The following is a 24,383-nucleotide window of genomic DNA, read 5'->3' as shown; positions in this document are numbered from 1 at the left end:
AGCCAAACCTCCCACCGATGTGTCAGACGCGATCAGAAATCCTTGCACAGGCGCAGGGCGTCATAGATGGCGGCGTGGGTGTTGCGCGGTGCATTGCAGTCGCCGAGACGGAACAGCAGGTAATCATCCCCGTCGGTGGCCTGACTCAGGCACGGCTGCGGCTTGATGGCGTAGAGCGACTCGACGTCGATCTGGCCCTTGTTGAGCGAGCCGTCCTTGAAGGCGTAGTAGAGCGCTTCATCGGGGCGCACGCCGTTCTCGACCACGATCTGGTCGACGACGCGTTCTTCCAGCGTGCCGGTGTATTCATTCTCGAGCACCGCCACCAGCCCCTCGCCTTCGCGGTAGACCTCATGCAGCACCATGTCGGAGGTCATCACGACTTCCTTGGCATACAGGCTGCGGTAATAGGTCGGGAAGGTGGTACCGCCGACCGCCGCCCCCGGCTTGATGTCATCGGTGACGATCTCGACCCTGGCGCCCTTGGTGGCCAGATAATCGGCCACCGAGACACCGGAGAATTCGCAGATGCTGTCGTAGATCAGCACGTTGCTGCCCGGCGCGACACGCCCGTCCAGCACGTCCCAGGAAGAGACGATCAGGCTCTTGGCCGGGTCCTCGTCGTAGCCCCAGGATTCGAACTGCTCCATGAACGGACGGCCGCCCACCGCGAGGATCACCACGTCAGCGCGCAGGTCACGGATGGTGGCCTCATCGGCGCGGGTGCCCAGGCGCAGATCGACCTTCAGACGTGCCAGCTCCAGCTGATACCAGCGGGTAATACCGGCGATCTGGTCACGCTGCGGTGCCTTGGAAGCCGTGGTGATCTGGCCACCCAGCTCTTCCTTCGCCTCGAAGAGCGTCACGGCATGGCCACGCTCGGCACATACGCGGGCCGCTTCCATGCCGGCCGGACCGCCACCGACGATGACGACCTTGCGCACCGGGCCGCTGGTCTTCTCGATCTCGTGCGGCAGGCCCATGTATTCGCGTGACGTCGCGGCATTCTGGATGCACAGCACATCCAGGCCCTGGTACTGGCGGTCGATGCAGTAGTTGGCGCCGACGCACTGCTTGATCTGGTCGAGCTGACCCATCTTGATCTTGGCGATGATGTGCGGGTCGGCGATGTGCGCGCGGGTCATTCCGACCATGTCGACATAGCCGCCTTCCAGGATGCGCTCGGCCTGATTGGGGTCCTTGATGTTCTGGGCGTGGATCACCGGAATCTTGACGACTTCCTTGATGCCGGAGGCCAGATGCAGGAAGGGTTCCGGCGGGTAGGACATGTTGGGAATGACGTTGGCGAGGCTGTTGTGGGTATCACAGCCGGAGCCGATCACGCCGAAGAAGTCGAGCAGGCCGGTGGCGTCGTAATAGGCGGCGATCTGCTTCATGTCGTCATGCGACAGGCCATCGGGATGGAATTCATCGCCACAGATACGCATGCCGACCACGAAGTCATCACCGACTTCGGCGCGCACCGCCTTGAGCACCTCGATACCGAACTTCATGCGACCCTCGAAGCTGCCGCCCCACTCATCGGTGCGCTTGTTGACGCGCGGGCTCCAGAACTGGTCGATCAGGTGCTGGTGCACGGCGGACAGCTCGACGCCGTCCAGGCCGCCTTCCTTGGCACGCCGCGCCGCCTGGGCGAAGTCGGCGATGATGCGCTGGATCTCTTCGACTTCGATGGTCTTGCAGGTGGAGCGGTGCACCGGCTCGCGGATACCGGACGGTGACATCAGCGAGGTCCAGTCGAAACCGTCCCAGCGTGAGCGACGGCCCATGTGGGTAATCTGGATCATGATCTTGCCGCCATGCTTGTGCACGGCATCGGCCAGATTCTGGAAATGCGGAATGATGCGATCAGTCGACAGGTTGACGGAGCTCCACCAGCCCTGCGGGCTATCGATGGACACCACCGAGGAGCCACCACAAATGCACAGGCCACACCCGCCCTTGGCCTTCTCTTCGTAGTAGCGCACGTAGCGCTCGGTGGTCATGCCGCCATCGGTGGCATACACCTCGGCATGGGCGGTACTGACGACGCGGTTGCGGATGGTCAGCTTGCCGATCTCGATCGGCTGGAAGAGTGCGTCGAATGCCATGGTGAAAGCTCCTCGCCGGGGAGAGCGCCGCCTTGTCACGCCGGCCTGGCCTGCCCGCCGCCTCGAGTCGGGGCTCGTGGCGGCGGGCGGCGTCAGGCGTCTTGCATGTCAGGAAAGGCGGCGCTCAGGCGTTGCGTTGTCGTTGTTGTGTATGTGGTGAGTGTCGTGACAGAGAGAGGATCGGGCAGCCGGCTTTTGGCTTTTGCCTTTTGCCTGGGCCGGGCCTGGGCCTTGACCCGAGCCATGGAATAGAGAGTGGCGGATCTGAAAACGTCACACTGTTCCGGGAGCGACCTCGAAATACCCCACATCACAGCCTTCCTCACCGCCGCTCTGGGTCTGGACGGCGACGGTGCGCAGCTCGCTGCCACGCGCGGCCAGAATCTGGTCCATCGCGCCGGCGAACCAGCCGGTGAACATGTACTCGAGCCTGGTGCCGGTCTTGCCCTGCTGATAGACGAAGCAGGAGTGCTCCAGGCGCACCTTGCAGGTACCGCGCTCCAGATCGATCTCCTCGGTGATGAACAGGCCCCAGCCGCGCTGCGACAGACGCTTCATGTAGTGCTCGAAGACCTCCACCCCGACCAGGCCGTGCAGCTCGGCTTCCTTCTCGCACCAGTGCCAGGCGCTCTTGTAGCCGGCGTGGTAGAGAATCTCGGCGTACTTCTCCACGCCCAGCGCCTCTTCCACCGCGACATGGTTGTTGATGAAGAAGTGACGCGGCACGTACAGCATCGGCAGTGCGTCCGATGTCCAGACGCCGGTCTCGCTATCCACCTCGATCGGCAGTTCAGGGGCCATCTTGCTCATGTCGGTGTCCTCAAAAGGGGGCTTAAGGGAGATGCAAAAGAGAGTTCAAGAAAGAGATCAGGAGAGAGATCACGAAAGTGCGATCAAGAAAGAGCGAACCAGAAAAGGCCCAGGCAGGCAGACTCAGCCGCCCCAGACGTTTTCCAGCGTGCGCAGCCAGTTCTCGCCCATGATCTTGCGCACCTGGTGCTCGCTCATGCCGCGACGCAGCAGCGCCTCGGTCAGATTGGGGAACTCGCCGATGGTGCGGATGCCTTCCGGATTGACGATCTTGCCGAAGTTGGTCAGACGACGGGCGTAGCCCTTGTCGTGGGTCAGCCACTCGAAGAAGTCCTGACCGTGACCCTGGGTGAAATCGGTGCCGATGCCGATGGCATCCTCGCCGACCAGGTTCATCACGTATTCGATGGCCTCGACGTAGTCATCGACGGTGGCGTTGACGCCAGCCCGGAGGAAGGGGGTGAACATGGTGACGCCGACGAAGCCGCCGTGTTCGGCGATGAAGCGCAGCTCGGCATCGGACTTGTTGCGCGGGTGGTCCTTGAGACCGGCCGGCGCGCAGTGGGAGTAACAGACAGGGACCTTGGATTCGAGGATGACTTCCTCGGAGGTCTTCGAGCCGACGTGGGAGAGATCACACATCACGCCGACGCGGTTCATCTCGGCGACCATCTCGCGCCCGAAGCCGGACAGGCCGCCATCGCGCTCGTAGCAGCCGGTACCGACCAGATTCTGGGTGTTGTAGCACATCTGCACGATGCCCACGCCGAGCTGCTTGAAGACATCGACATAGCCGATCTGGTCTTCATAGGCGTTGGCATTCTGGAAGCCGTAGATGATGCCTGTCTTGCCCGCGGCCTTGGCGGCGCGGATGTCGGCGGCGGTGCGCGCCACGCAGACCAGGTCACTGCTCTCGGCGATCAGCTGGTTGCTCTTGACGATGTTGTTGACGGTCGCCTGGAAGCCTTCCCAGACCGAGACGGTGCAGTTGGCCGCACTCAGACCGCCCTTGCGCATGTCCTCGAACAGCTCGCGCTGCCACTTGGCGATCACCAGACCATCGATGACGATGCTGTCATCGTGCAGGGCGCGGGCCGCATCGGACCCACCGAAGGAGGAGGAGAATTCGGACATCATGTCGCTCCGGCGCTGGGCAGGCGGCTCTGGAAGTCAGGTCACTGCCCGTACCCGGCGGACAGGGTCTGCCGGAACACGATCTCCAGCAGGCTGTGCCAGCATAGTCCTGCCCTCTTCCCCCTCTGACGCCAGATGCGACGCGTGGCTACCGAATCGCGTCAGGACTGTCGTTTCTGAAACGACGACGCCCCGACTCGAGAGAGCCGGGGCGTCGTGGGACAGCCGATGGTGTACCGTCAAGCCGGTCAGTGCGCGGGAGACAGCTCCTTCAGCGAAGGCAGCAGGTCCCAGCTCAACCAGCCACGCGGCTGTTCCAGCCGCTTGAGATAGCCCATGCCGAGATTGTTCATCTGGCGCCGCGTCCAGCTGGCACGCCGCTGGATATAGGCCGAGGGCTTGCCGGCATTGAAGCGGATCGGATTGGGCAGTACCGCCGCCAGCAGGCTGGCCTGATAGGCAGACAGGTTGGTGGCATCGGTATTGAAGTGATGTACGGCCGCGGCCTCGACACCGAACACCCCCGGCCCCCACTCGGCGACGTTCAGATAGACCTCGAGAATGCGCTCCTTGGGCCAGATCACCTCGATCAGGATGGTGAACCAGACCTCCAGCCCCTTGCGCACCCAGCTGCGCCCGTTCCACAGGAAGACATTCTTGGCGGTCTGCTGGCTGATGGTGCTGGCCCCGCGCAGCCGTTCACCGGCCAGGCGCGCATCGATGGCCTTGACGATCTGATCGACATCGAAGCCGTAGTGATCGGGAAATTTCTGGTCTTCCGAGGCGATCACCGCCAGCCGGGCATTGCGGGAAATCTTCTCCATCGGCACCCAGTCATGCTGGAGCGCCATCGGCGCCCCCGAGACCAGGCTGTAGCCCCACTTCTCCAGCATCACCATCGACACCGGCAATGGCACGAAGCGCAGCAACACCACCAGGCCGATGCAGGCGACCATCCAGCAGCCCAGCACCTTGATCGCCCATGTCGCCAGCCAGCGCAGACGCTCCATCGGGCGCATCTTCACGGACGCCGCCGGCCTGCGTGTCGCGCCGCGGCGTGCCGATTGCCCATCGCGGGTCTTCTGCCCCTGTGTTCGTGCCATCCCTCGCCGTCCCCTGTCGCGCGTGTCGTGGCTGATCACGACGGGTCATCCCGTCTCCCAGCCCTTGTTGTCAGCTACTGCCTCATGCAGCGCTCGAGTGTACCAGAGCCCGCCGATGGCTCCTGTGAAAACCAAGATGCCCCGGCCGAAGGGCAGGGGCATCGAGGGGTCATCCCGTCACGCAGGTGTATGGCGATCAGAGCCTGACGCTTGCGTAGGTTGGCTCGCCACGCGCATTGGCCAGCGCCAGGATCGCCGAGGACACCGGCGATTCGGCGGCGGTATGCAGCGGCGAGGAGGCAGTCGTCTGGCTCAGCGACTGATGGATGGCACCATGCAGTACGCCTTCCAGACTGGCCACGCCGTGCAGCTGATGATCGACATCGGCACGACACGGCACGTCAGACACGCCGGGCTGACGCTCACCACCGATACGCTCATCGCGCGGCGGCATGCCGAAGTACTCGCGGTAGCATTTGGAGAAGTGCGGCGTGGAGACGAAGCCACAGGCCGAGGCCACCTCGATGATCGACAGCGCCGTCTGCTTGAGCAGTTGACGCGCCCGCGTCAGGCGCAGCTTGAGGTAGTAGCGCGACGGTGAGCAGTGCAGATAGCGCTGGAACAGGCGCTCCAGCTGACGGCGGGAGACATCCACGTAGTGGGCCAGCTCGTCCAGACCGATGGGCTCCTCCAGATTGGCCTCCATCAGCGCGACGATTTCCAGAAGCTTGGGCTGGGTGGTGCCCAGCACGTGCTTGAGCGGTACACGCTGCTGGTCCTGCTCGCCGCGCACGCGGTCACAGATGAACATCTCGGAGATGCCCGCCGCCAGCTCACGGCCATGCTCGCGGGCGATCATGGTCAATACCATGTCCATCGGCGCGGTGCCGCCCGAGGCGGTGGCACGCTGCTGGTCGATGGAGAACAGTCGCGTGGTCAGCGGTACGCGCGGGAAGGCCTCCTGCATGGCCGCCAGACACTCCCAGTGAATGCTGGTCTCGTGACCTTCCAGCAGCCCGGCCTGCGCCAGCGCCCAGCTGCCGGTACACACGGCGCCCAGCTGACGGCCAGCGCGCGCCTGGGCCTGCAGCCAGCTGACATGCGGGCGCTGCACCGCCCGCTGGATACCGACGCCGCCACAGACGATGGCCATGTCCAGCGCCGGGCAGGTCTCGGCCGACACATCCGGTGTGACCTGCAGACCATCGCTGGCACGCACGGGCATGCCTTCCAGGGTCACGGTGTACCAGCGATACAGCTCACGTCCGGCCAGCTGATTGGCCATGCGCAGCGGTTCGACCGCCGAGGCCAGCGAGATGAGCGTGAAGCTGTCGAGCAACAGGAAGCCGATGGTCTGCGGCTGGCGTGTCTCGCCGGCCTGAGGGCCCAGCGAGCGAGCCCCCGCCCGGCGGGAATCGGAGGAAAAGCCGGATGTCATGTGAGAGCGATCGTGCGGGCGATCAATGCGGCCACTGGTCAGTGCCATGGGAAACTCCTTCTTGCTATCTGCCTGAGTTGCAGACCGGAGCATGAATGCCCTCACCCGGATCAGTCGGCGATCAGGGGGTCCGCGATATTGTCGTTGTTGGCACTCAGCAGGGAATCGACCGGAAGGCTGGCGATTCCAGCAGTGATGACAGCCATCATCGTGATCTCTCGCTTGAGCGACTCGGGATGCGACCCGAAGGAGTCCGATAACGTCAGGGGTGTCGTGAATCACTGCTTGGACGTCGTGCGTTGTCCACCTCTCGACAGTAAACCATCGCCCTGATACCGCGCAGCGATTAAATCGCCGCTGCACGGCAAATCATCGTTGCTGTACGGCACAGAATAACGCCGTGATTGGCTGACATCGGCGCGATATAACCGCGAGCCACGAAAACTGTTCTTCATAGCGAAAGGTTCTGAAAGGCGGTGTCGCTCATGACGGAAAAACGACAGCCCCGACATCCTGTGATGGATGCCGGGGCTGTCGTTTCTGTCTTTCACGCAGGTTCTCTGCTCGGGGAGCGATCCCCTGTGGCTGGCCATGTCACATCACAGCTCGAGGCTTCAGACTCACCTCAAGAAAGGAGGTGCTTCGCGTGCCTTTTCATCTCTACCGGCCACCACACTCACACCTCAAAGGAGGTGCTTCGCATGGTAGGTCAGATGCTCATCGATGAAGCTGGCCATGAAGAAGTAGCTGTGATCGTAGCCGGGCTGGCGACGCAGGATCAGCGGGTGGTCCTGCTCGGCGCAGACCGCCTCCAGACGCTCCGGCTTGAGCTGCTCTTCCAGGAACTGGTCATTCTCGCCCTGCTCGACGAACAGCTCCTGACGCGCGGCACCGCTGTTGCCCGCCTGCTTGACCAGCTCGCAGGCATCCCACTGCGCCCACTGGGTGCGGTCATCGCCGAGATAGCCGCTGAAGGCCTTCTCGCCCCACGGGCAGGCCATCGGATTGGCGATCGGCGCGAAGGCGGAGACCGAGCGATAGCGGCCCGGATTCTTCAGCGCGCAGATCAGCGCGCCGTGGCCGCCCATGGAGTGGCCGGAGATGGACTCGCGTTCGCCATCCACCGGGAAGTGACGCTTGACGAGTGCCGGCAACTCCTCGGTGACGTAGTCGTACATGCGGTAATGGCGCGCCCACGGCTCGCGGGTGGCATTGACGTAGAAGCCGGCACCGCTGCCGAAGTCGTAGCTGTCGTCTTCGCCGGGCAGGTCCACGCCACGCGGGCTGGTATCCGGGCAGATCAGGGCGATGCCCAGCTCGGCTGCCTTGCGCTGCGCGCCGGCCTTCTGCATGAAGTTCTCGTCAGTGCAGGTCAGCCCCGACAGCCACCACAGCATCGGCACCGGGCCCTGTTCGGCCTGCGGCGGCAGATAGATGGCGAACACCATGTCGCAATCCAGACTGCCGCTGCGGTGACGGTAACGCTTGAGCCAGCCACCATGCACCTTGTTGGCGCTGACCAGCTCGAGTTGTTCGGTCGCGGTCATCATGCTCTCCCTTGTGATATCGCCTCATGAAGACGGCGCCGGCAAGCCGACGCCGTTTCACGCTCCGAGCCCGCCCAGGCATCACGCTTGCCTGCCCGGCCCGGAGGCGTTTCAGCCAAAGATCGCTCGCGGATCAGAAGCTCAGCACGGTACGGATCGACTTGCCTTCATGCAGCAGGTCGAAGGCCTCGTTGATCTTCTCGAACGGCATCTGGTGGGTGACGAAGTCGTCGAGGTTGATCGCGCCATCCATGTAGCGCTCGACGTAGCCCGGAAGCTCGGTACGGCCCTTGACGCCACCGAAGGCGGAGCCTTTCCAGACACGCCCGGTCACCAGCTGGAAGGGGCGGGTGGCGATCTCTTCACCGGCACCGGCGACGCCGATGATGATGGATTCGCCCCAGCCCTTGTGCGCGCACTCGAGCGCGGCACGCATGACCTTGACGTTGCCGATGCACTCGAAGGAGTAATCGACGCCGCCGTCGGTCATGTCGACGATGGCTTCCTGGACCGGCACGGACAGCTTGCTCGGGTTGACGAAGTCGGTGGCGCCGAACTTGCGGGCCAGATCGAACTTGTCCTCATTGATGTCGATGGCGATGATGCGCGACGCCTTGGCCATCACCGCGCCCTGGATGGCGGCCAAACCGATGGCGCCGAGACCGAAGATGGCCACGGTGGCACCCGGCTCGACCTTGGCGGTATTCATCACCGCGCCGATACCGGTGGTGACGCCACAGCCCAGCAGGCAGATCTTGTCCAGCGGCGCTTCCTTGGACACCTTGGCCAGCGAGACTTCCGGCACCACGGTGTACTCGGAGAAGGTAGACGTGCCCATGTAGTGGTGCAGCATCTTGCCGTCCAGCGAGAAGCGCGAGGTGCCATCCGGCATCAGGCCACGGCCCTGGGTGGCACGCACGGCGCTGCACAGGTTGGTCTTGCCGGAGAGGCAGAACTTGCACTTGCCGCATTCGGCGGTATAGAGCGGGATGACGTGGTCGCCCGGCACCAGACCGGTGACACCCTCGCCCACTTCCTCGACGATACCCGCGCCTTCATGGCCCAGCACGGACGGGAACAGGCCTTCGGGGTCTGCGCCGGACAGGGTGTAGGCATCGGTGTGGCAGACGGCGGTATTGACGATGCGTACCAGCACCTCGCCGGCCTTCGGTCCTTCGACATCGATCTCGACCAGCTCCAGCGGCTTGCCGGCTTCCAGCGCAATCGCAGCACGTGATTTCATTAATATCTCCTCGGAGCAACAATGGCGGTAGACTGATCCGTGGCATTCTCCCGGCGAGCCTGCCGGTGACCCCTTGCTCACAAGGGGCTCACGCAGGGGGACAGGCAAGGAGCAATGCATTGCCGCAACGCGTGCGGTGCCATCAGTATGCAACACAGTCTACGCAGTGACCTTGGCGGGATTAAGCCGTCAGCACTCAGATGATTATTGTCACTCAACAACAATGATGAGGAGCGGGCATGCAGCGTTGGGACCGCATCGAAGCCTTTGTGGAAGTCGTCAGAATCGGCTCGTTTTCCGGTGCCGCCCGTCATCTCGGGGTCTCCAGCTCACATGTCAGTCGCCTGATCAGCCAGCTGGAAGCCCAGCTTGATACCCAGTTGCTCTATCGCACGACCCGTCAGACGCGTCTCACCGATGCCGGACAGGTGTATTACGAGCATTGCCATCACCTCTTCGATGGCTTCCGCGCCGCCGAACAGGCCATCGGCGACTTCCACGCCCGTCCCAGCGGCGTGCTCAAGCTGACCAGCGCCACCACCTTCGGTGAGCGCTACGTCGCGCCACTGGTCAACGACTTCCAGCTGATGCACCCGCAGCTGGAGGTGCAGATGCACTTCACCAATCGTCCGGTGGAATTGATCGACGAGGGCTTCGATGTCGCCATTCGCATGGGCGTGCTCAAGGACTCCTCGCTGATCGCGCGGCGACTGGTGGACCGCCAGGAGTATGTCGTCGCCTCGCACGACTACTTTCAGCGTGCGCCGCGTCCGCACACCCTGGCGGAGCTCTCCAGCCACCGCTGTCTGGCGGGCTCCAAGCGTGAATGGCTGTTCGAGGTCGAGGGCCAGCGACGCGAGGTGCGCATCTCCGGCAGCTGGCAGGCCAATTCCGGGCCGGCACTGCTGGACGCCACGCTCAAGGGCCTCGGGCTTGCCCAGATTCCCGACTATTACGTCGCGCCTCACCTGGCCAGTGGCAAGCTGATCTCGGTGCTGGATGAATATCAGGTGCGCGATACCGGGGTGTGGATCGTCTATCCCCGCCACCGCCATCTCTCGCCCAAGGTGCGCCAGTTCGTCGACTTCATGGTCGAGCGCTTCGAGGACGGCATCCCCGGCCTGGTGGGCTGACGGCCAGGGCGCGAATACCTCAACCGGCCGTCACTTCCCCTTGCCACGACGACAGACGGGCTGCCGATGGGCAGCCCGTCTGTCGTTGCACGTGACGTTGCGTTGCGAGCTATCCGCCAGCGGCGTCAGGCACGCTGCGCGCCGCCACCCGGTATCGCCTCCGGCAGATGCACCGGCGGTGCCTTGACCAGCAGCTTGCTGGCCACGAAGTAGACCAGCGCCCCCAGCAGCGAGCCGGTGAACCAGCCGTAGTCGTAGAACCAGGAAAGCCCGGGCTGCGAGAAGCTGATCACCGTCAGCCCCACCGGCACGAAGAAGGCGATGAAGCCCGCTGGATTGAAGGCCGGGTAGGTGCTGCCATCCAGATAGAGCGCCGGCAGATCGAAGGACTGGCGACGGATCACGAAATAATCGACGATCATGATTCCCGCGATCGGCCCCAGCAGACTCGAATAGCCCAGCAGCCAGTTGGAATAGAGGCTCTCGAGGCTCACGTCGGAGACGATCCAGCCCATCTTCTTGATCAGCTCGAAGCCCATCAGCAGCACCCCGACCAGCCCGGTGAGCAGCACGCCGCGCGTCTGGTTGATGAATTTCGGCGCGATGTTCTGGAAATCATTGGTCGGCGAGACGATGTTGGCGGCGGTGTTGGTGGAGAGCGTCGCGATGATGATCAGCACCATGGCGATGGCGACCCAGCCGGGGCTGTCGATGCGACCGATCAGGTTGACCGGGTCGGAGATGGTCTCCCCCACCAGCGAGCTGGAAGCGGCCGTCAGCACCACGCCGAGCGCCGCGAAGAAGAACATCGTCAGCGGCAGGCCGATGATCTGACCGACGATCTGGTCCTTCTGGCTCTTCGCGTAACGGCTGAAGTCCGGGATGTTCAGCGACAGCGTCGCCCAGAAGCCGACCATCGCGGTCAGGCCCGCCATGAAGTAGCTGGCCACGCCATCGCCTTCGGGACGATTCGGTGGCTGGGCCAGCAGTTCGCTGATCGAGGTATGCGGCAGCGCCCACACCATCAGGCCGACCCCCACCGCCAGCAGCAAGGGCGCGGAGAGCGTCTCCAGCCACTTGATGGATTCCGCGCCGCGAATCACCACGAACAGGTTGAGCGCCCAGAAGATGAAGAAGCCGATGACCTCGCCCACCCCGCCCAGCGCCTTCCAGTCGGCCGAGAGGCTCGACAGCAGCAGGTGAATCGCCAGGCCGCCGAACATCGTCTGGATACCGAACCAGCCACAGGCGACCACCGCCCGAATCATGCACGGCACGTTGGAGCCGATGATCCCGAACGATGAACGCAGCACTACCGGAAAGGGAATCCCGAAACGCGTGCCGGGGAAGGCGTTCAGCGTCAGCGGAATCAGTACCACCAGATTGGCGACCAGAATCGTGATCAGCGCCTCGCCGACACTCAGCCCGAAGTAGGCAGTGAGCACGCCGCCCAGGGTATAGGTGGGTACGCAGATCGACATGCCGACCCACAGCGCGGCGATGTTCCAGCGCGACCAGGTGCGCTCGGCACTCCTGGTCGGCGCGATATCCTCGTTGTAGCGCGGGCTGCGGGCGACGTCCTGCGCCACCACCAGCTCGATCATTTCCTCATTGCTGCGCACCATGTGCGAGCGAGTCTGTGTCGGGGCCATGAGTCCTCACCTGTTCAGCTGTTGTTATTGTTGAGGGTGATGCACGTCGCTTGTCCTGGCTTTGCGCTCTGTGGCGCGTCTTGCCGTCTTTGAAGATCCGTCCCTTCCTTCACCCTCCTGATTCACTTTTCACCCTGTTTCAGCCAAGGGATGCTCGAATTACCCATCCACATGAAGCGGTACCTTTCATGGGCAAATCGCATGCCGATGGCGGCATTATTGCCGTCAAATCAAACCTGTCCCGCAAGACAACTTGAGAGGCAATGGCGCGGGTTTGACCGTCTGATGCCCGTCAGGTGGCGACACGCCGTGTTCGCGCCAATTGTCAGTATGGTCAGGTTCCAAGCTGGTGCAAGGCGGTCTTGCACAGGGGCCATACAGACGATCACAAGCCACTGATGTGCATTGAGTTTTCCTTTGAAAATCGCATGAACCACGCTGATTCTCCTGGCACCACAATGGTGAATTCATGCGAAATCTTGACCAAAAATCCTTTTATAACAACAAGATAAATCTACAAGACTTTATTTGACACTTCGTCTTGCCGAACGCGGGAACACTGTCTAATGTTCATTAAGCTGACTGGCGAGACAGGATCTGCATCGGACCCTACCTGACCCACGATACCTGCCGCCGGCATGCAGACTTTCCGGACAGGCGGAGTGATTTTCCAGAACCCATTTCGCGCCATCCCGGTTCACCCGCTCTGCCCACCAGCACTCATTGAAGACAACAACAACCGGCGCCAAGCCGCCCGATGAGGATGACATGTCGAACGACTCCCGCATCTCCTATACCGAGGATGCCGGCAAGCTGCGCTGCGCCGTCATCCAGATGGGACTCAACGTCTCCACCGACCTCGAGCCCGCACAGATCCGCGATGCCATGAACGAGGCCCACCTGCCGCTGATCGACCAGGCCGGTGAGGCAGGCGTCAAGATCCTGTGCTTCCAGGAAGTCTTCAATCAGCCCTATTTCTGCCCGAGCCAGGATGCCAAGTGGTATGCCGCCGCCGAGCGCGTGCCCGACGGCCCCACCGTCACCCTGATGCAGCAGTACGCGAAGAAGCATCAGATGGTGATCATCGTGCCCCTCTACGAGGAAGTGCAGCCGGGGGTGTACTACAACACTGCCGCCGTCATCGATGCCGACGGCAGCTATCTGGGCAAGTATCACAAGACCCACATCCCGCAGGTGGCGGGCTTCTGGGAGAAATTCTTCTTCAAGCCCGGCAAGTCCGACTGGCCGGTCTTCGACACCGCCTACGGGCGCATCGGCGTCTACATCTGCTACGACCGCCACTTCCCGGAAGGCTGGCGCGCGCTGGCGCTCAACGGCGCCGAGATCATCTTCAATCCCTCCGCCACCGTCGCCGGCCTCTCCCAGTATCTGTGGGAGCTGGAACAGCCCGCCTCCGCCGCCGCCAATGGCTGCTACATCGCCGCCATCAACCGTGTCGGCCATGAACAGCCCTGGGATATCGGCGAGTTCTACGGTTCCTCCTACTTCGTGAATCCACGCGGCCAGATCGAAGCCCAGGCCAGCGCCACCGAGGACGAGCTGTTGATCCACGATCTCGACATGGCGATGGTGCGCGAGGTGCGCAACAACTGGCAGTTCTTCCGTGACCGCCGTCCGGACGCCTATACCCGCCTCACCGATGGTGAATGACGGCCAGCACGATAACGACAACGACAACACGACCTGACACTCAATGCCGGACAAGGCCGCGCGATGCGGCCGGGAGAGATTCATGGCAATCCTGATCAAGGGCGGCAGCATCCAGACCCACGAAGAGCGCTACACCGCCGATGTGCTGTGTGACGGCGAGACCATCACCGCCATCGGCACCGACCTGGACGTACCGGACGACTGCGAAGTGATCGACGCCAGCGGCTGTCTGGTGATGCCCGGCGGCATCGACCCGCACACCCACATGCAGCTGCCCTTCATGGGCACCGTGGCCAGCGAGGATTTCCAGAGCGGCACCGCCGCGGCGCTGGCCGGCGGCACCACCATGATCATCGATTTCGTGATTCCCTCCCCCCAGCAACCGCTGATGGAGGCCTATCACACCTGGCGCGAGTGGGCCGAGAAGTCGTGCTGTGACTACAGCTTCCACGTCGCCGTCACCTGGTGGGACGAGAGCGTCAGCCAGGACATGCAGACGCTGGTCTCCGATTACGGGGTCAACAGCTTCAAGCACTTCATGGCCTACAAGAACGCCATCATGGCGCCGGACGACACCCTCGTCTCGAGCTTCGCGCGCTGTCTGGAGCTGGGCGCGATTCCCACCGTGCATGCCGAGAACGGCGAGCTGGTCTACCACCTGCAGCAAAAGCTGCTGGCCGATGGCATTACCGGGCCCGAGGCACATCCGCTGTCGCGTCCGCCGCAGGTCGAGGGCGAGGCCGCCAGCCGCGCCATCCGCATCGCCGGCACTCTGGGCACGCCGGTGTATCTGGTGCACGTCTCCACCGCCGATGCGCTGGAGGAAATCCGCTACGCCCGCGAGCACGGCCAGCCGGTCTACGGCGAGGTGCTGGCAGGCCATCTGCTGATCGATGAAGCGGTCTATCAGAACAAGAGCTGGGAATTCGCGGCAGGCCACGTGATGAGCCCGCCGTTCCGCTCGCTGGAGCATCGTCAGGCACTGTGGGGCGGCATCCAGTCCGGTGACCTGCAGACCACCGCCACCGATCACTGCTGCTTCTGTGCCGAGCAGAAGGAAATGGGCAAGGACGACTTCTCGAAGATTCCCAACGGCACCGCCGGGGTCGAGGATCGCATGGCGATGCTGTGGCACGAGGGCGTCAACACCGGGCGCTTCTCCGCCGAGGACTTCGTCGGCCTGACCTCCACCAACGCCGCCAAGATCTTCAATCTGTACCCGCGCAAGGGCGCGATCCGGGTCGGCAGCGACGCCGATATCGTGGTCTGGGACCCCAACGCCGAACGCACCATCTCGGCGAAGACTCACCACCAGAACATCGACTTCAACATCTTCGAAGGCCGCACCGTCAAGGGTATCCCGCGTCACACCATCAGCCGCGGCGACTGGGCATGGCGCGATGGCGAGCTGCATGCCAAGCGCGGTCACGGCCAATACGTCGAACGCCCGCCCTACCCCAGTGTCTTCGACCAGCTCAAGGCCCGCGCCGAGAGCAATGTCGTCACCGCCGTGGATCGCAGCTGACGGCCGACGAACGACTCGAACAAGACAAGACCGGCACGACTGAACGACACGACTGAACGACGGCCTGGCAGCGCACCTGACGCGCTGCCGGTCCCGAAGCGCTGCCAATCAAGGCGTTGCCAACCAAGCCGCGCAACCTGACTCGCCTGCAAGACCAACAACAACGACCCCGCGCCTGAGCGCGGGCAGGAGCCACACCGTGACGACATCCTCCACTCCTTCCCACTGGGCCCCGTCCGGGCTCGCGGAAGAGGCGCTGAGTGCGCGCTTCACTGATCTGCATCCGGCGCTCACCAAGCGTCAGGCCTTCATCGAGAGTTCGCGTTGCCTGTATTGCTATGACGCGCCCTGCATCAAGGCCTGCCCGACCAGCATCGATATCCCGACCTTCATCCGCCGTATCCACGATGACAATCTCGACGGCGCCGCCAGCGAGATTCTCGATGCCAATATCCTCGGTGGCAGCTGCGCCCGCGTCTGCCCCACCGAGATCCTCTGTGAGCAGTCCTGCGTGCGCAATCAGGGCGATGAGTGCCAGCCGGTGCTGATCGGTCTGCTGCAGCGCCATGCACTGGACAACGCCCAGTTCGAGGCCCACCCGTTCACGCGGGCAGCCAGCACCGGCCGGCGCATCGCCGTGGTCGGTGCCGGGCCTGCCGGGCTTTCCTGCGCCCACCGCCTGGCGCGTTTCGGCCACGATGTGGTGATCTTCGAGGCCGAGGAGAAAGCCGGTGGCCTGAATGAATACGGCATCGCTCGCTACAAGCTGACCGATGACTTCGCCGCCCGCGAAGTCGAATTCCTGCTCGAGATCGGCGGCATCGAGATCCGCCACGGCCAGCGCCTCGGCGACAACCTGGCACTGGCCGCCCTGACACGCGAGTTCGACAGCGTCTTCCTGGGCCTGGGCCTTGGCACCAGCCATGCCCTCGGCCTGACCGGCGAGGATGCCAGCGGCCTGATGGCGGCCACCGACTTCATCAAGGTGCTGCGTCAGAGTGGCGAACTGAACGCGCTGGCAGTACCGAGGCACGCGGTGGTGATCGGCGCGGGCAACACCGCCATCGACATCGCCGTGCAGGCCAAACGCTTGGGCGCGCAGACGGTGGACCTGGTCTACCGGCGTGGCGAGGAGCAGATGTCCGCCACCCATCACGAGCAGGAAATCGCGCGTGCCAATGGCGTGATGATCCACACCTGGGCGCGTCCGCTGGCCATCGATGTGGCAAGCGACAGTGAGGATGGTGGTGACGCCGCGCTCAGTGCGATGCAGTTCGCGCGCACGCGGGTCGAGAATGGCCGACTCGTCGATACCGGCGAGACCTTCACCCTGGCCTGCGATGGGATCTTCACCGCCATCGGCCAGGGCTTCGATGACGCGAGCCTGAGCGATGCGCATGCCGCGGGGCTGGCCCGCGAGGGGGCGAAGATAGAGGTGGACGAGATGCTGCGCACCAGTCTGCCGGGCGTCTATGCCGGCGGTGACTGCATCGCTCGCGGACAGGATCTCACCGTTCAAGCCGTCGCCCACGGCAAGCTGGCCGCCGAGGCCATCCATCACGATCTGATGCTCAAGGTGGAGGCCGCCTGATGACCATTCATACCCCGCTCAATGATGACAACGCGCGTCCGGCAGGCGCTGGCTCAAGTGCTGGAGCAAGTGGCGATCACGTCGCCAGCTACAAGGCCGATCTGTCGGTCAACTTCGCCGGCATCCGTGCCCCCAACCCCTTCTGGCTGGCCAGCGCCCCGCCCACCGACAAGGCCTACAACGTGGTACGCGCCTTCGAAGCCGGCTGGGGAGGCGTGGTCTGGAAGACGCTGGGGGAAGACCCGGCGGCGGTGAACGTCTCCTCGCGCTATTCGGCGCACTATGGCCCGAATGGCGAGGTCAGCGGCTTCAACAACATCGAGCTGATCACCGACCGCTCGCTGGAGATCAACCTGCGCGAGATCACCCAGGTCAAGAAGGACTGGCCGGACCGCGCGCTGATCGTCTCGCTGATGGTGCCGTGCGAGGAAGAGGCCTGGAAGACCATCCTGCCGCAGGTCGAGGCTACCGGCTGTGACGGCATCGAGCTCAACTTCGGCTGTCCCCACGGCATGCCGGAACGCGGCATGGGCGCGGCGGTGGGCCAGGTGCCGGAGTATGTCGAGCAGGTCACGCGCTGGTGCAAGACCTACAGCTCGCTGCCGGTGATCGTCAAGCTGACCCCCAACATCACCGACGTGCGCGAACCGGCCAAGGCGGCCTGGCGTGGCGGCGCAGATGCCGTCTCGCTGATCAACACCATCAACTCCATCACCCATCTGGATCTCGACCGCATGGTCGCGCATCCCATCGTCGGCGACCGCAGCACCCATGGCGGCTACTGCGGCAGCGCCGTGAAGCCCATCGCGCTGAATATGGTGGCCGAGATCGCGCGCACGCCGGAAACCGCCAACCTGCCGATCTCGGGTATCGGCGGCATCTCCAACTGGGAAGATGCCGCCGAATTCATCGCCCTCGGCGCGGGCAGCGTGCAGGTGTGCACCGCGGCGATGCTGCACGGCTTCCGTATCGTCGAGGAGATGAAGGACGGCCTGGGGCGCTGGATGGACAGCAAGGGCTATCAGCGTATCGACGAGTTCTCCCGCGCGGCGGTGCCCAACACCACCGACTGGAAGCAGCTGGACATGAACTACCAGGTGATCGCGCGGATCGACCAGGACAAGTGCATCGGCTGCGGACGCTGCTACATCGCCTGCGAGGACACCTCGCACCAGGCCATCCTGCATCTGGCCAGGGACAACGGCACCGCCCGCTATGAGGTGAAGGACGCCGACTGCGTGGGCTGCAACCTGTGCGAGATCACCTGCCCGGTCGAGGACTGCATCACCATGGAAGTGCAGGACACCGGCAAGCCGTACATGAACTGGATGGAGGACCCGCGCAACCCGCATCGCGCGGCGTGACCCTGACGTTGCGGACAAGATCCGGATGATCCGCACAGATTCCAGCGCATGACACCACGTTCAGTGGCGTGAAAACAGAAAGGGGCTGCCAGCAATGTCAGCCCCTTTTCAATGGTCTCATGATCCATCAATGATGATCATTGTTAGCTTAAGGATAATTTGATCATGACATCATCTGCTGACTCAGGCGGACAAGCCAACGCCCTTCAGCAGCACCCGCGTGACGTTCTGCACCGCCTGCTCGAATTCGCGATCACTCAGCGCCTTGCCCTGATTGAGTACCGCGATCTGGTGGTCGAAGTCGGCGTAGTGCTGGGTGCTGGCCCAGATCATGTACAGGTAGGCGGAAGCATCGACGTTGTCAATGCGCCCCTCACTGATCCACTGGCGCAGGCGTGACTTCTTCATCTCGGCCCACTCGTCGAGCCACACCGTCAGCTCCTCGCCCAGCACCGGCGCGCCCTGCATGATCTCGCTGGCCCATACCTTGGAGCCATACGGACGCTGGCGCGAGTGCATCATCTTGGCGCGAATATAGGTGGAGAGCACCAGCTGCGGGTCGTCATAGGCCTCGAAGCACAGCGCATCTTCCTTCCACAGCGCCAGCAGACCATCGAGGACCGCGCGATACAGCGCTTCCTTGGTGCTGAAGTAGTAATGCAGATTGGACTTGGGCAGCTCTACCTCGGCGGCAATATCGACCATGCTGGCGCCGACATAGCCCTTGAGAGCGAAGATCTTTTCGGCGGCAAGCAGGATGCGGCCGACATTATCCTTGCGAATCTGAGACTTGCGAGTGGTCATGCGATCCCCTGACGCGGTGCTGGCAGTGGGATGAGAATATCATAACCGCACTGCCAACATGCCTGAGCCGACAGGTTTCGCGCTCGCGGGCGTCTTTTCTCTACCCCCTCACCCCTCACCCCTCACCCCTCACCCCTCACCCCTCACCCCTCACCTCTCGCCTCTTGCCTCTTGCCTCACGCTTCCCACTGCTCACCCCTCGGCTTGTCGCCTCACGCTTCCGCGCGCGCCAGCGGTGTCATTCGAAGACCGCCCCATCGATGAAGCCATCCGCCGGCATCGGCACCTGCCCTGCCTCACCGCTCAGCCACCAGGGCGCCGGATGCGTGCCTTCGCTGCGCTCATCCGCCACCGGCACCACCATGCCCAGCTTGCGGGCTGCGCTGCGGTAGAGGTCCGGGCGTACGCAGCGTGCCAGGGTCGCTTCGAGGTCATTGTCGCTGACTCCCTCGAGATGCCCCCAGCGCTGCATCTGGGCGGCATACCAGCGGGTCTGCGAGCGCCACGGGAAGTTGGCCGCGTAGCGATGGAAGATGGTCCAGCCGGGATTTTCCCGCTGGAACGCCTCCACCGACTGCTCGACATCCACGTCGCGCAGTCCACGCGCCACCACCGAAAGCGGCACTTCCTGCATGCCTTCATCATGCAGCCACTGCGCGGCCTGCTCACGGTTGCCCGGGCGGTCCAGCCAGGCACAGGCCTTGAGCAGCGCGCGAATCAGCGCCTGATGCGCCAGCGGGTGCTGCTCCGCCCAGTCCTCGCGCACGCCCAGCACCTTTTCCTGTCCGAAGCGCCAGATATCATGACTGCCCGCCACCACCTGCCCCATGCCCTGCACGGCGGCCAGACTGTTCCAGGGTTCTCCGACACAGAAGCCGTCCAGCGCGCCACTTGCCAGCTGGGCGGCCATCAACGGCGGGGCCACCGCACGCATCTCGATGTCGCGATTCGGGTCGATCCCGCCGGCCGCCAACCAGTAACGCAGCAGATAGCGGTGCGAGGAGAAGGGATGCACGCTGGCAAGCTTGAGCGCCGCCTCCCCACGCTCGCGGCGCGCCTGCACGTGCGCCGCCAGCGCCCGAGACACCGCCAGCGGAGAGCCCAGGTCATGCCCCTCCTCGGCCAGCGCCGCCATCAGGGCCCGCGACAGGGTGATGGAGTTGCCGCCCAGATTGAGCGTCATCGCGCTGATCACCGGTGTGGCGCGGCCATCCAGCCCCAGGGTCGAGGTCAGCGGCATCAGCGCCAGCATCTGCGCGCCCTGCAACACGCCGGTCTGCAGGTCATCGCGCAGTGCCGCCCAAGACGGCTGCCACTTGAGCGTCACGGCCAGCCCCTCCTCACGGAAGAACCCCTGACGCTCCGCCACCACCAGAGGTGCCGCGTCATTGAGCGGCATCAACCCCAGCGTCAACTGATGGCCATTGAGAAGAGAATCACTGAGCATCACATCCACCTTTTGAACGATCGAAAGAGAAGGACATCACGAGACTCGGCTCAGTGCCGACGCGACGCCTTGAGCAGCTCATCGGCCAGCTCGTGCAATGCCAGACGCCGATTCATCGCGGTCTTGCGCAGATATTGGTAGGCCGCATCCTCCCCCAGTCCGCGACTCTCCATCACCAGCGCCTTGGCGCGATCCACGCTGCGCCGCTGTATCAGAGTGGTCTGGGTGCGATTGAGTTCGCCCTTGAGGGCACGGTGAGCCTCGAAGCTGGTGATGGCCACCTCGACCATGCTGCGCACCATCGCCGGCATGACGTGATCCACCACGTAGGCGGACACGCCGGCGCCAGCCGCCTGGCGCACCAGGTCCGGCGCATCCTCACTGGCCAGCATGATCATCGGCTTGGGATAGTGACGCCCCAGCTGGCCGAGGTGCTCGAGGGTGTCACGGCTGGGCAGGTCGGCGTCGATGATCACGGCATCCGGCTGATGGTGCTGCACCAGCGCATGCAGGTCCTCGTGTTCATCGACCCGCAGCGCCACCTCGAAGCCGGCGCTCAACAGCGCCTGCTCCAGAGCGGCGGAACGCTCGCTGCGCACATCGACGATCAACACGGTCACGGGCATATCAGGCTTCCTTGGCAGTGTGTCAGGCGGTGGTGCCGGGGTGTCAGGCGACGCCTCGAGCGATCAGGCACCGACGTCCGAGATCAAGGACGACGGCGTCTTCGCAAGCGGGAGTCAGGATGGCGTCACGCCTCTGACACTGCAGGATTCATGCCACAAACTGGTGCAGCGCTGGCCTGAACGGCCTTCCGCAGTGCGCAAGGGCGCGCCGGCTGCACAGCAATGATGCATGGCGTGATCTGGCGATCTCTCGCCCGCCACGTGCGCCAGACTGGATCATCCTCACCCCGCCGCGCACCGCCACTGGGCATCGCCCTGCTTACTCCCCACTGCTGTCTTGCCCGGCGTGATGATTCCAAGCCCTTGATATGACGGGGGTTGGACGCACAACACCCCCGCAAGTGGCGCGCTACTTGCTTTGAGTCAGGCAATGGCAGACAAGCGTGCCATGCATCATCCATGACGTGGACCAGGCTCCCGGGAGTACGAGTGCGTCGAACCAGGCCCCTCAATGACGAGGCGCCCCGCTGTCGTTCACAGCTGTTCGACCACCCGTCGTGCGCCGAGACCCTGGCGTCCGGCACCGACGCTGTACCAGGAGCCCACTCATGGATATTCGCAACAAGGCCAGCCGTATCCGGCTGTTCAGCTTCAATACCCCGCAGATGCGCGCCTTCCACATGTCGTGGTTCGCCTTCCACGTCTGCTTCTTCGGCTGGTTCGGCATCGCGCCCTTGATGGCCGTGGTGCGCGATGACCTCGGCCTGACCAAGACCCAGATCGGCAACACCATCATCGCCTCCGTCGCCATCACGGTGATCGTGCGACTTGCCATCGGCGTGCTGTGTGATCGCATCGGGCCACGCAAGGCCTACACCTGGCTGCTGTGCCTCGGCTCGCTGCCGGTAATGTGCATCGGCTTCGCCGACAGCTTCGAATCCTTCTTCCTCGCCCGTCTGGCCATCGGTGCCATCGGCGCGTCCTTCGTCATCACCCAGTACCACACCTCCGTGATGTTCGGCCCCAACGTGGTCGGCACCGCCAATGCCACCACCGCCGGCTGGGGCAACCTGGGCGGCGGCACCACCCAGATGCTGATGCCGCTGGTGATGGCCGGCCTGCTGATGCTGGGCGTCGAGCAGACCCTGGGCTGGCGTCTGGCGATGGTCGTGCCGGGCATCGTGCTGTTCCTCACCGGGATCGCCTACTACTTCTTCACCCAGGATGCGCCGGACGGCAACTTCAGCGAGCTGCGTGAGCGTGGTGAGCTGCCCAAGGCCGAGAAGGAATACAGCATGCGCGCCACCTTCGGCGCGGCAGCACGCGACATCCGTGTCTGGGCCCTGTTCCTCGTCTACGGCGCCTGCTTCGGGGTCGAGCTGACCATCAACAACGTCGCCGCCATCTACTTCTTCGATCACTTCGATCTCGACCTCGCCACCGCCGGCCTCATCGCGGGCCTGTTCGGCCTGATGAACCTGTTCGCGCGCACCCTGGGCGGCGTGTTCTCCGACCTGTTCGCCCGTCAGTCCGGCCTCAAGGGTCGCGTGCGCTGGCTGTTCATCGCGCTGCTGTGTGAAGGCGTGGCGCTGGTCGGCTTCGCCCAGATGGAAACCCTCGCGGTGGCCATCGGTATCATGCTGGTGTTCAGCCTGTTCGTGCAGATGGCGGAAGGCGCCACCTTCGGGATCGTGCCCTTCGTCAATCGCAAGGCACTGGGCGCGGTGGCCGGTATCGTCGGCGCGGGTGGCAACGCAGGGGCTGTCGCCGCGGGCTTCCTGTTCCGCAGTGAAGAACTGACCTACCAGGAAGGCCTGATGTATCTGGGCATGGGCGTGATCGTGATCTCGCTGTTCGCCCTGCTGGTGCGCTTCAGCGCCGCCACCGAGGCCGAGGAAGGCCGCGCCTATGAGGCCGCCGTCGCGGAACGCAAGCAGCAGAGCGACCAGCAGCCCGTGTCTGTCTGAGCCTGTCTCTTCCTGAGACTTTCTCAAACCTCTGACACATGCAGCCCTGATATACGGAGCCCTGATACACGGAGCCCTGACATGCAAAGGCCCCGCCTCTTGAGAGGCGGGGCCTTTATGCATTCACACCTTGCGGTTCGCCGTGCTCGCGGGCGAGTCACGGCCAGCCATCAGCTGTCGGTGGCGTTCTCGACGCTGTCACCGGCGTCTTCCACGGCGTTGTCCATCTTCTCGCCAGCCTTCTCCATCGGGCCCTCGTCCTCGCAACCGGCGAGTGACAGGCCACCGAGACCCAGCATGGCAATCATCAGCGAACTACCCAGAGTCTTGAGCTTCATGATGTCTCTCCTTGAATCATCGGTCGGGATAACGCCCCGGCCTGCACACCAGTACAGACAACAGCGCGGGGATACACAGGACATGGAGCGGGTGTCGCGCGGTTTCAAGGGTGGCGCAACGCCGAGTTGCAAGGGGATGACCGAGTGACGAGGCACACCACAGGGCAAGCCCCTTCGAGGAGCCCGGATCAGAGCGCGAATCTGCGCTCGAGCCAGAGGCCCAGGTCAGAGGCCCAGGTCAGAGAAACCATGGTCGAACAGCACCTCGCCTCCCAGCCCCGCCAGATAGTCCGGCACCAGCTCGATGGCCACGAAGGCGCCCGGCACATCCTCGTGATGGCAATAAAGGCCGTAATGGCGCGCCGGATGAAAGCCCAGATGGGCATAGAATTCGGCATGACCCGCCGCCACCACGGCGCCCGCTCCCAGCAGACGACAACGCTTGACCGCCGAGATCACCAGCCGCTTGCCGATGCCATGACGCTGGTGCTGGGGCAACACCGCCAGAGGCGCCAATGCCATCAGCACGCGCCCCGGACAGCCGGAGAGTTCCACGCGCGAGGCCATCACATGCCCCAGCAGCCCTCCTTCGCCTTCACTGAGGTGACGCCCGCTTTCCGGGTCAGAGAAGCGCTCAGCCACCAGCGAGATCTGCGCCAGATCACTGCGACGCAGTCTGTCGCCCAGGCGGGCCTCCCGGTGGCCGGCAAACACGGATTCATGGATGCGGTAGATGCGCTCATGATCGATGAGACGTTCTTCACGGATGCGAAGATTATCGGCGGGATTGTCAGTCATCACGAGTTACCGGTTCAGCGCCCTGTCGATCAGGGCCGTCACCCCCAAGCTTAGCCACCGCCGTCATGGCCCGCGAGAGTC

General features: G+C 63.8%; 19 protein-coding genes. 6 read left to right on the top strand and 13 right to left on the bottom strand.

Annotation, left to right across the window (positions count from 1 at the left end; translation table 11 throughout):
* Positions 1 to 32: 32 nt before the first annotated feature.
* From dgcA to PJK54_RS05120, 7 genes are all read right to left on the bottom strand, one after another.
* Complete coding sequence (gene dgcA, locus PJK54_RS05150; protein WP_077379051.1) at positions 33 to 2,111, bottom strand: dimethylglycine demethylation protein DgcA; 2,079 nt, start codon at positions 2,109 to 2,111, stop codon at positions 33 to 35.
* Between the two features lie 273 nt (positions 2,112 to 2,384).
* A complete protein-coding gene (locus tag PJK54_RS05145) occupies positions 2,385 to 2,921 on the bottom strand; it encodes a DUF5943 domain-containing protein (RefSeq protein ID WP_107335564.1) in 537 nt (178 codons plus the stop codon).
* Between the two features lie 123 nt (positions 2,922 to 3,044).
* Positions 3,045 to 4,055 carry a dipeptidase gene (locus tag PJK54_RS05140; protein WP_077379049.1) on the bottom strand — a complete coding sequence of 337 codons (1,011 nt, stop codon included), beginning with the start codon at positions 4,053 to 4,055 and terminating at the stop codon, positions 3,045 to 3,047.
* 248 nt (positions 4,056 to 4,303) lie between these two features.
* Positions 4,304 to 5,065 (bottom strand): monofunctional biosynthetic peptidoglycan transglycosylase, encoded by a 762-nt coding sequence (gene mtgA, locus PJK54_RS05135; protein WP_442870668.1) that lies wholly within the window; start codon positions 5,063 to 5,065, stop codon positions 4,304 to 4,306.
* A 289-nt stretch (positions 5,066 to 5,354) separates the two neighbouring features.
* Entirely contained in the window at positions 5,355 to 6,644 is a 1,290-nt protein-coding gene (locus tag PJK54_RS05130; protein ID WP_240499605.1) for a GlxA family transcriptional regulator, read from the bottom strand.
* Positions 6,645 to 7,279: 635 nt separating this feature from the next.
* On the bottom strand, positions 7,280 to 8,143 hold the full coding sequence (gene fghA / locus PJK54_RS05125; RefSeq protein WP_271302386.1) for an S-formylglutathione hydrolase: 864 nt from the start codon (positions 8,141 to 8,143) through the stop codon (positions 7,280 to 7,282).
* Positions 8,144 to 8,276: 133 nt separating this feature from the next.
* Positions 8,277 to 9,386: an S-(hydroxymethyl)glutathione dehydrogenase/class III alcohol dehydrogenase gene (locus PJK54_RS05120; RefSeq protein WP_077379043.1), complete on the bottom strand. Its 1,110-nt coding sequence runs from the start codon at positions 9,384 to 9,386 to the stop codon at positions 8,277 to 8,279.
* Between the two features lie 239 nt (positions 9,387 to 9,625).
* Here PJK54_RS05120 and PJK54_RS05115 point away from each other — a divergent pair, with 239 nt between their 5' ends.
* Positions 9,626 to 10,519 (top strand): LysR family transcriptional regulator, encoded by an 894-nt coding sequence (locus PJK54_RS05115; protein ID WP_077379042.1) that lies wholly within the window; start codon positions 9,626 to 9,628, stop codon positions 10,517 to 10,519.
* 125 nt (positions 10,520 to 10,644) lie between these two features.
* Here PJK54_RS05115 and PJK54_RS05110 read toward each other — a convergent pair whose 3' ends face one another.
* Complete coding sequence (locus PJK54_RS05110) at positions 10,645 to 12,171, bottom strand: NCS1 family nucleobase:cation symporter-1 (protein ID WP_170877479.1); 1,527 nt, start codon at positions 12,169 to 12,171, stop codon at positions 10,645 to 10,647.
* A 768-nt stretch (positions 12,172 to 12,939) separates the two neighbouring features.
* Between PJK54_RS05110 and PJK54_RS05105 the strand changes: the two genes are divergently transcribed.
* From PJK54_RS05105 to preA, 4 genes are all read left to right on the top strand, one after another.
* A complete protein-coding gene (locus PJK54_RS05105) occupies positions 12,940 to 13,842 on the top strand; it encodes a nitrilase-related carbon-nitrogen hydrolase (protein ID WP_216060109.1) in 903 nt (300 codons plus the stop codon).
* Between the two features lie 82 nt (positions 13,843 to 13,924).
* A complete protein-coding gene (gene hydA, locus PJK54_RS05100) occupies positions 13,925 to 15,367 on the top strand; it encodes a dihydropyrimidinase (RefSeq protein ID WP_271302385.1) in 1,443 nt (480 codons plus the stop codon).
* Positions 15,368 to 15,566: 199 nt separating this feature from the next.
* Entirely contained in the window at positions 15,567 to 16,958 is a 1,392-nt protein-coding gene (locus PJK54_RS05095) for an NAD(P)-dependent oxidoreductase (protein ID WP_271302384.1), read from the top strand.
* The gene (gene preA / locus PJK54_RS05090; protein ID WP_271302383.1) at positions 16,958 to 18,322 is read left to right on the top strand and encodes an NAD-dependent dihydropyrimidine dehydrogenase subunit PreA; all 1,365 of its coding nucleotides are present in this window, start codon (positions 16,958 to 16,960) and stop codon (positions 18,320 to 18,322) included. Before PJK54_RS05095 ends, preA begins: the two co-directional genes overlap by 1 nt.
* A gap of 183 nt (positions 18,323 to 18,505) precedes the next feature.
* Here preA and PJK54_RS05085 read toward each other — a convergent pair whose 3' ends face one another.
* From PJK54_RS05085 to PJK54_RS05075, 3 genes are all read right to left on the bottom strand, one after another.
* A complete protein-coding gene (locus PJK54_RS05085) occupies positions 18,506 to 19,126 on the bottom strand; it encodes a TetR/AcrR family transcriptional regulator (protein WP_077379030.1) in 621 nt (206 codons plus the stop codon).
* Between the two features lie 238 nt (positions 19,127 to 19,364).
* Positions 19,365 to 20,573 carry a CmpA/NrtA family ABC transporter substrate-binding protein gene (locus PJK54_RS05080; protein WP_084209361.1) on the bottom strand — a complete coding sequence of 403 codons (1,209 nt, stop codon included), beginning with the start codon at positions 20,571 to 20,573 and terminating at the stop codon, positions 19,365 to 19,367.
* A 50-nt stretch (positions 20,574 to 20,623) separates the two neighbouring features.
* Positions 20,624 to 21,199, bottom strand: coding sequence for an ANTAR domain-containing response regulator (locus PJK54_RS05075; protein WP_077379026.1), 576 nt, complete (start codon positions 21,197 to 21,199; stop codon positions 20,624 to 20,626).
* Positions 21,200 to 21,807: 608 nt separating this feature from the next.
* Between PJK54_RS05075 and PJK54_RS05070 the strand changes: the two genes are divergently transcribed.
* Complete coding sequence (locus PJK54_RS05070; RefSeq protein WP_077379024.1) at positions 21,808 to 23,166, top strand: NarK family nitrate/nitrite MFS transporter; 1,359 nt, start codon at positions 21,808 to 21,810, stop codon at positions 23,164 to 23,166.
* Positions 23,167 to 23,336: 170 nt separating this feature from the next.
* Here the strand turns inward: PJK54_RS05070 and PJK54_RS05065 are convergent, their stop codons facing one another.
* Together PJK54_RS05065 and PJK54_RS05060 are read right to left on the bottom strand one after the other, a co-directional pair.
* A complete protein-coding gene (locus PJK54_RS05065; protein ID WP_164850377.1) occupies positions 23,337 to 23,504 on the bottom strand; it encodes a hypothetical protein in 168 nt (55 codons plus the stop codon).
* 225 nt (positions 23,505 to 23,729) lie between these two features.
* Complete coding sequence (locus tag PJK54_RS05060) at positions 23,730 to 24,302, bottom strand: GNAT family N-acetyltransferase (protein ID WP_077379022.1); 573 nt, start codon at positions 24,300 to 24,302, stop codon at positions 23,730 to 23,732.
* Positions 24,303 to 24,383 lie beyond the last annotated feature (81 nt).

Origin of the sequence: Cobetia sp. MMG027, assembly GCF_027947415.1 — a bacterium.
Taxonomy (GTDB): Bacteria; Pseudomonadota; Gammaproteobacteria; order Pseudomonadales; family Halomonadaceae; genus Cobetia; species Cobetia marina.
Note: the sequence above shows the minus strand (reverse complement) of the source record. Positions and strands in the feature narration are given on the sequence as shown.

Excerpts from the sequence above, each read along its gene's own strand:
- dgcA (WP_077379051.1), bottom strand. The coding sequence starts at position 2,111 with ATGGCATTCGACGCACTCTTCCAGCCGATCGAGATCGGCAAGCTGACC.
- PJK54_RS05145 (WP_107335564.1), bottom strand. The coding sequence starts at position 2,921 with ATGAGCAAGATGGCCCCTGAACTGCCGATCGAGGTGGATAGCGAGACC.
- PJK54_RS05140 (WP_077379049.1), bottom strand. The coding sequence starts at position 4,055 with ATGTCCGAATTCTCCTCCTCCTTCGGTGGGTCCGATGCGGCCCGCGCC.
- mtgA (WP_442870668.1), bottom strand. The coding sequence starts at position 5,065 with ATGGAGCGTCTGCGCTGGCTGGCGACATGGGCGATCAAGGTGCTGGGC.
- PJK54_RS05130 (WP_240499605.1), bottom strand. The coding sequence starts at position 6,644 with ATGGCACTGACCAGTGGCCGCATTGATCGCCCGCACGATCGCTCTCAC.
- fghA (WP_271302386.1), bottom strand. The coding sequence starts at position 8,143 with ATGACCGCGACCGAACAACTCGAGCTGGTCAGCGCCAACAAGGTGCAT.
- PJK54_RS05120 (WP_077379043.1), bottom strand. The coding sequence starts at position 9,386 with ATGAAATCACGTGCTGCGATTGCGCTGGAAGCCGGCAAGCCGCTGGAG.
- PJK54_RS05115 (WP_077379042.1), top strand. The coding sequence starts at position 9,626 with ATGCAGCGTTGGGACCGCATCGAAGCCTTTGTGGAAGTCGTCAGAATC.
- PJK54_RS05110 (WP_170877479.1), bottom strand. The coding sequence starts at position 12,171 with ATGGCCCCGACACAGACTCGCTCGCACATGGTGCGCAGCAATGAGGAA.
- PJK54_RS05105 (WP_216060109.1), top strand. The coding sequence starts at position 12,940 with ATGTCGAACGACTCCCGCATCTCCTATACCGAGGATGCCGGCAAGCTG.
- hydA (WP_271302385.1), top strand. The coding sequence starts at position 13,925 with ATGGCAATCCTGATCAAGGGCGGCAGCATCCAGACCCACGAAGAGCGC.
- preA (WP_271302383.1), top strand. The coding sequence starts at position 16,958 with ATGACCATTCATACCCCGCTCAATGATGACAACGCGCGTCCGGCAGGC.
- PJK54_RS05085 (WP_077379030.1), bottom strand. The coding sequence starts at position 19,126 with ATGACCACTCGCAAGTCTCAGATTCGCAAGGATAATGTCGGCCGCATC.
- PJK54_RS05080 (WP_084209361.1), bottom strand. The coding sequence starts at position 20,573 with ATGCTCAGTGATTCTCTTCTCAATGGCCATCAGTTGACGCTGGGGTTG.
- PJK54_RS05075 (WP_077379026.1), bottom strand. The coding sequence starts at position 21,199 with ATGCCCGTGACCGTGTTGATCGTCGATGTGCGCAGCGAGCGTTCCGCC.
- PJK54_RS05070 (WP_077379024.1), top strand. The coding sequence starts at position 21,808 with ATGGATATTCGCAACAAGGCCAGCCGTATCCGGCTGTTCAGCTTCAAT.
- PJK54_RS05065 (WP_164850377.1), bottom strand. The coding sequence starts at position 23,504 with ATGAAGCTCAAGACTCTGGGTAGTTCGCTGATGATTGCCATGCTGGGT.
- PJK54_RS05060 (WP_077379022.1), bottom strand. The coding sequence starts at position 24,302 with ATGACTGACAATCCCGCCGATAATCTTCGCATCCGTGAAGAACGTCTC.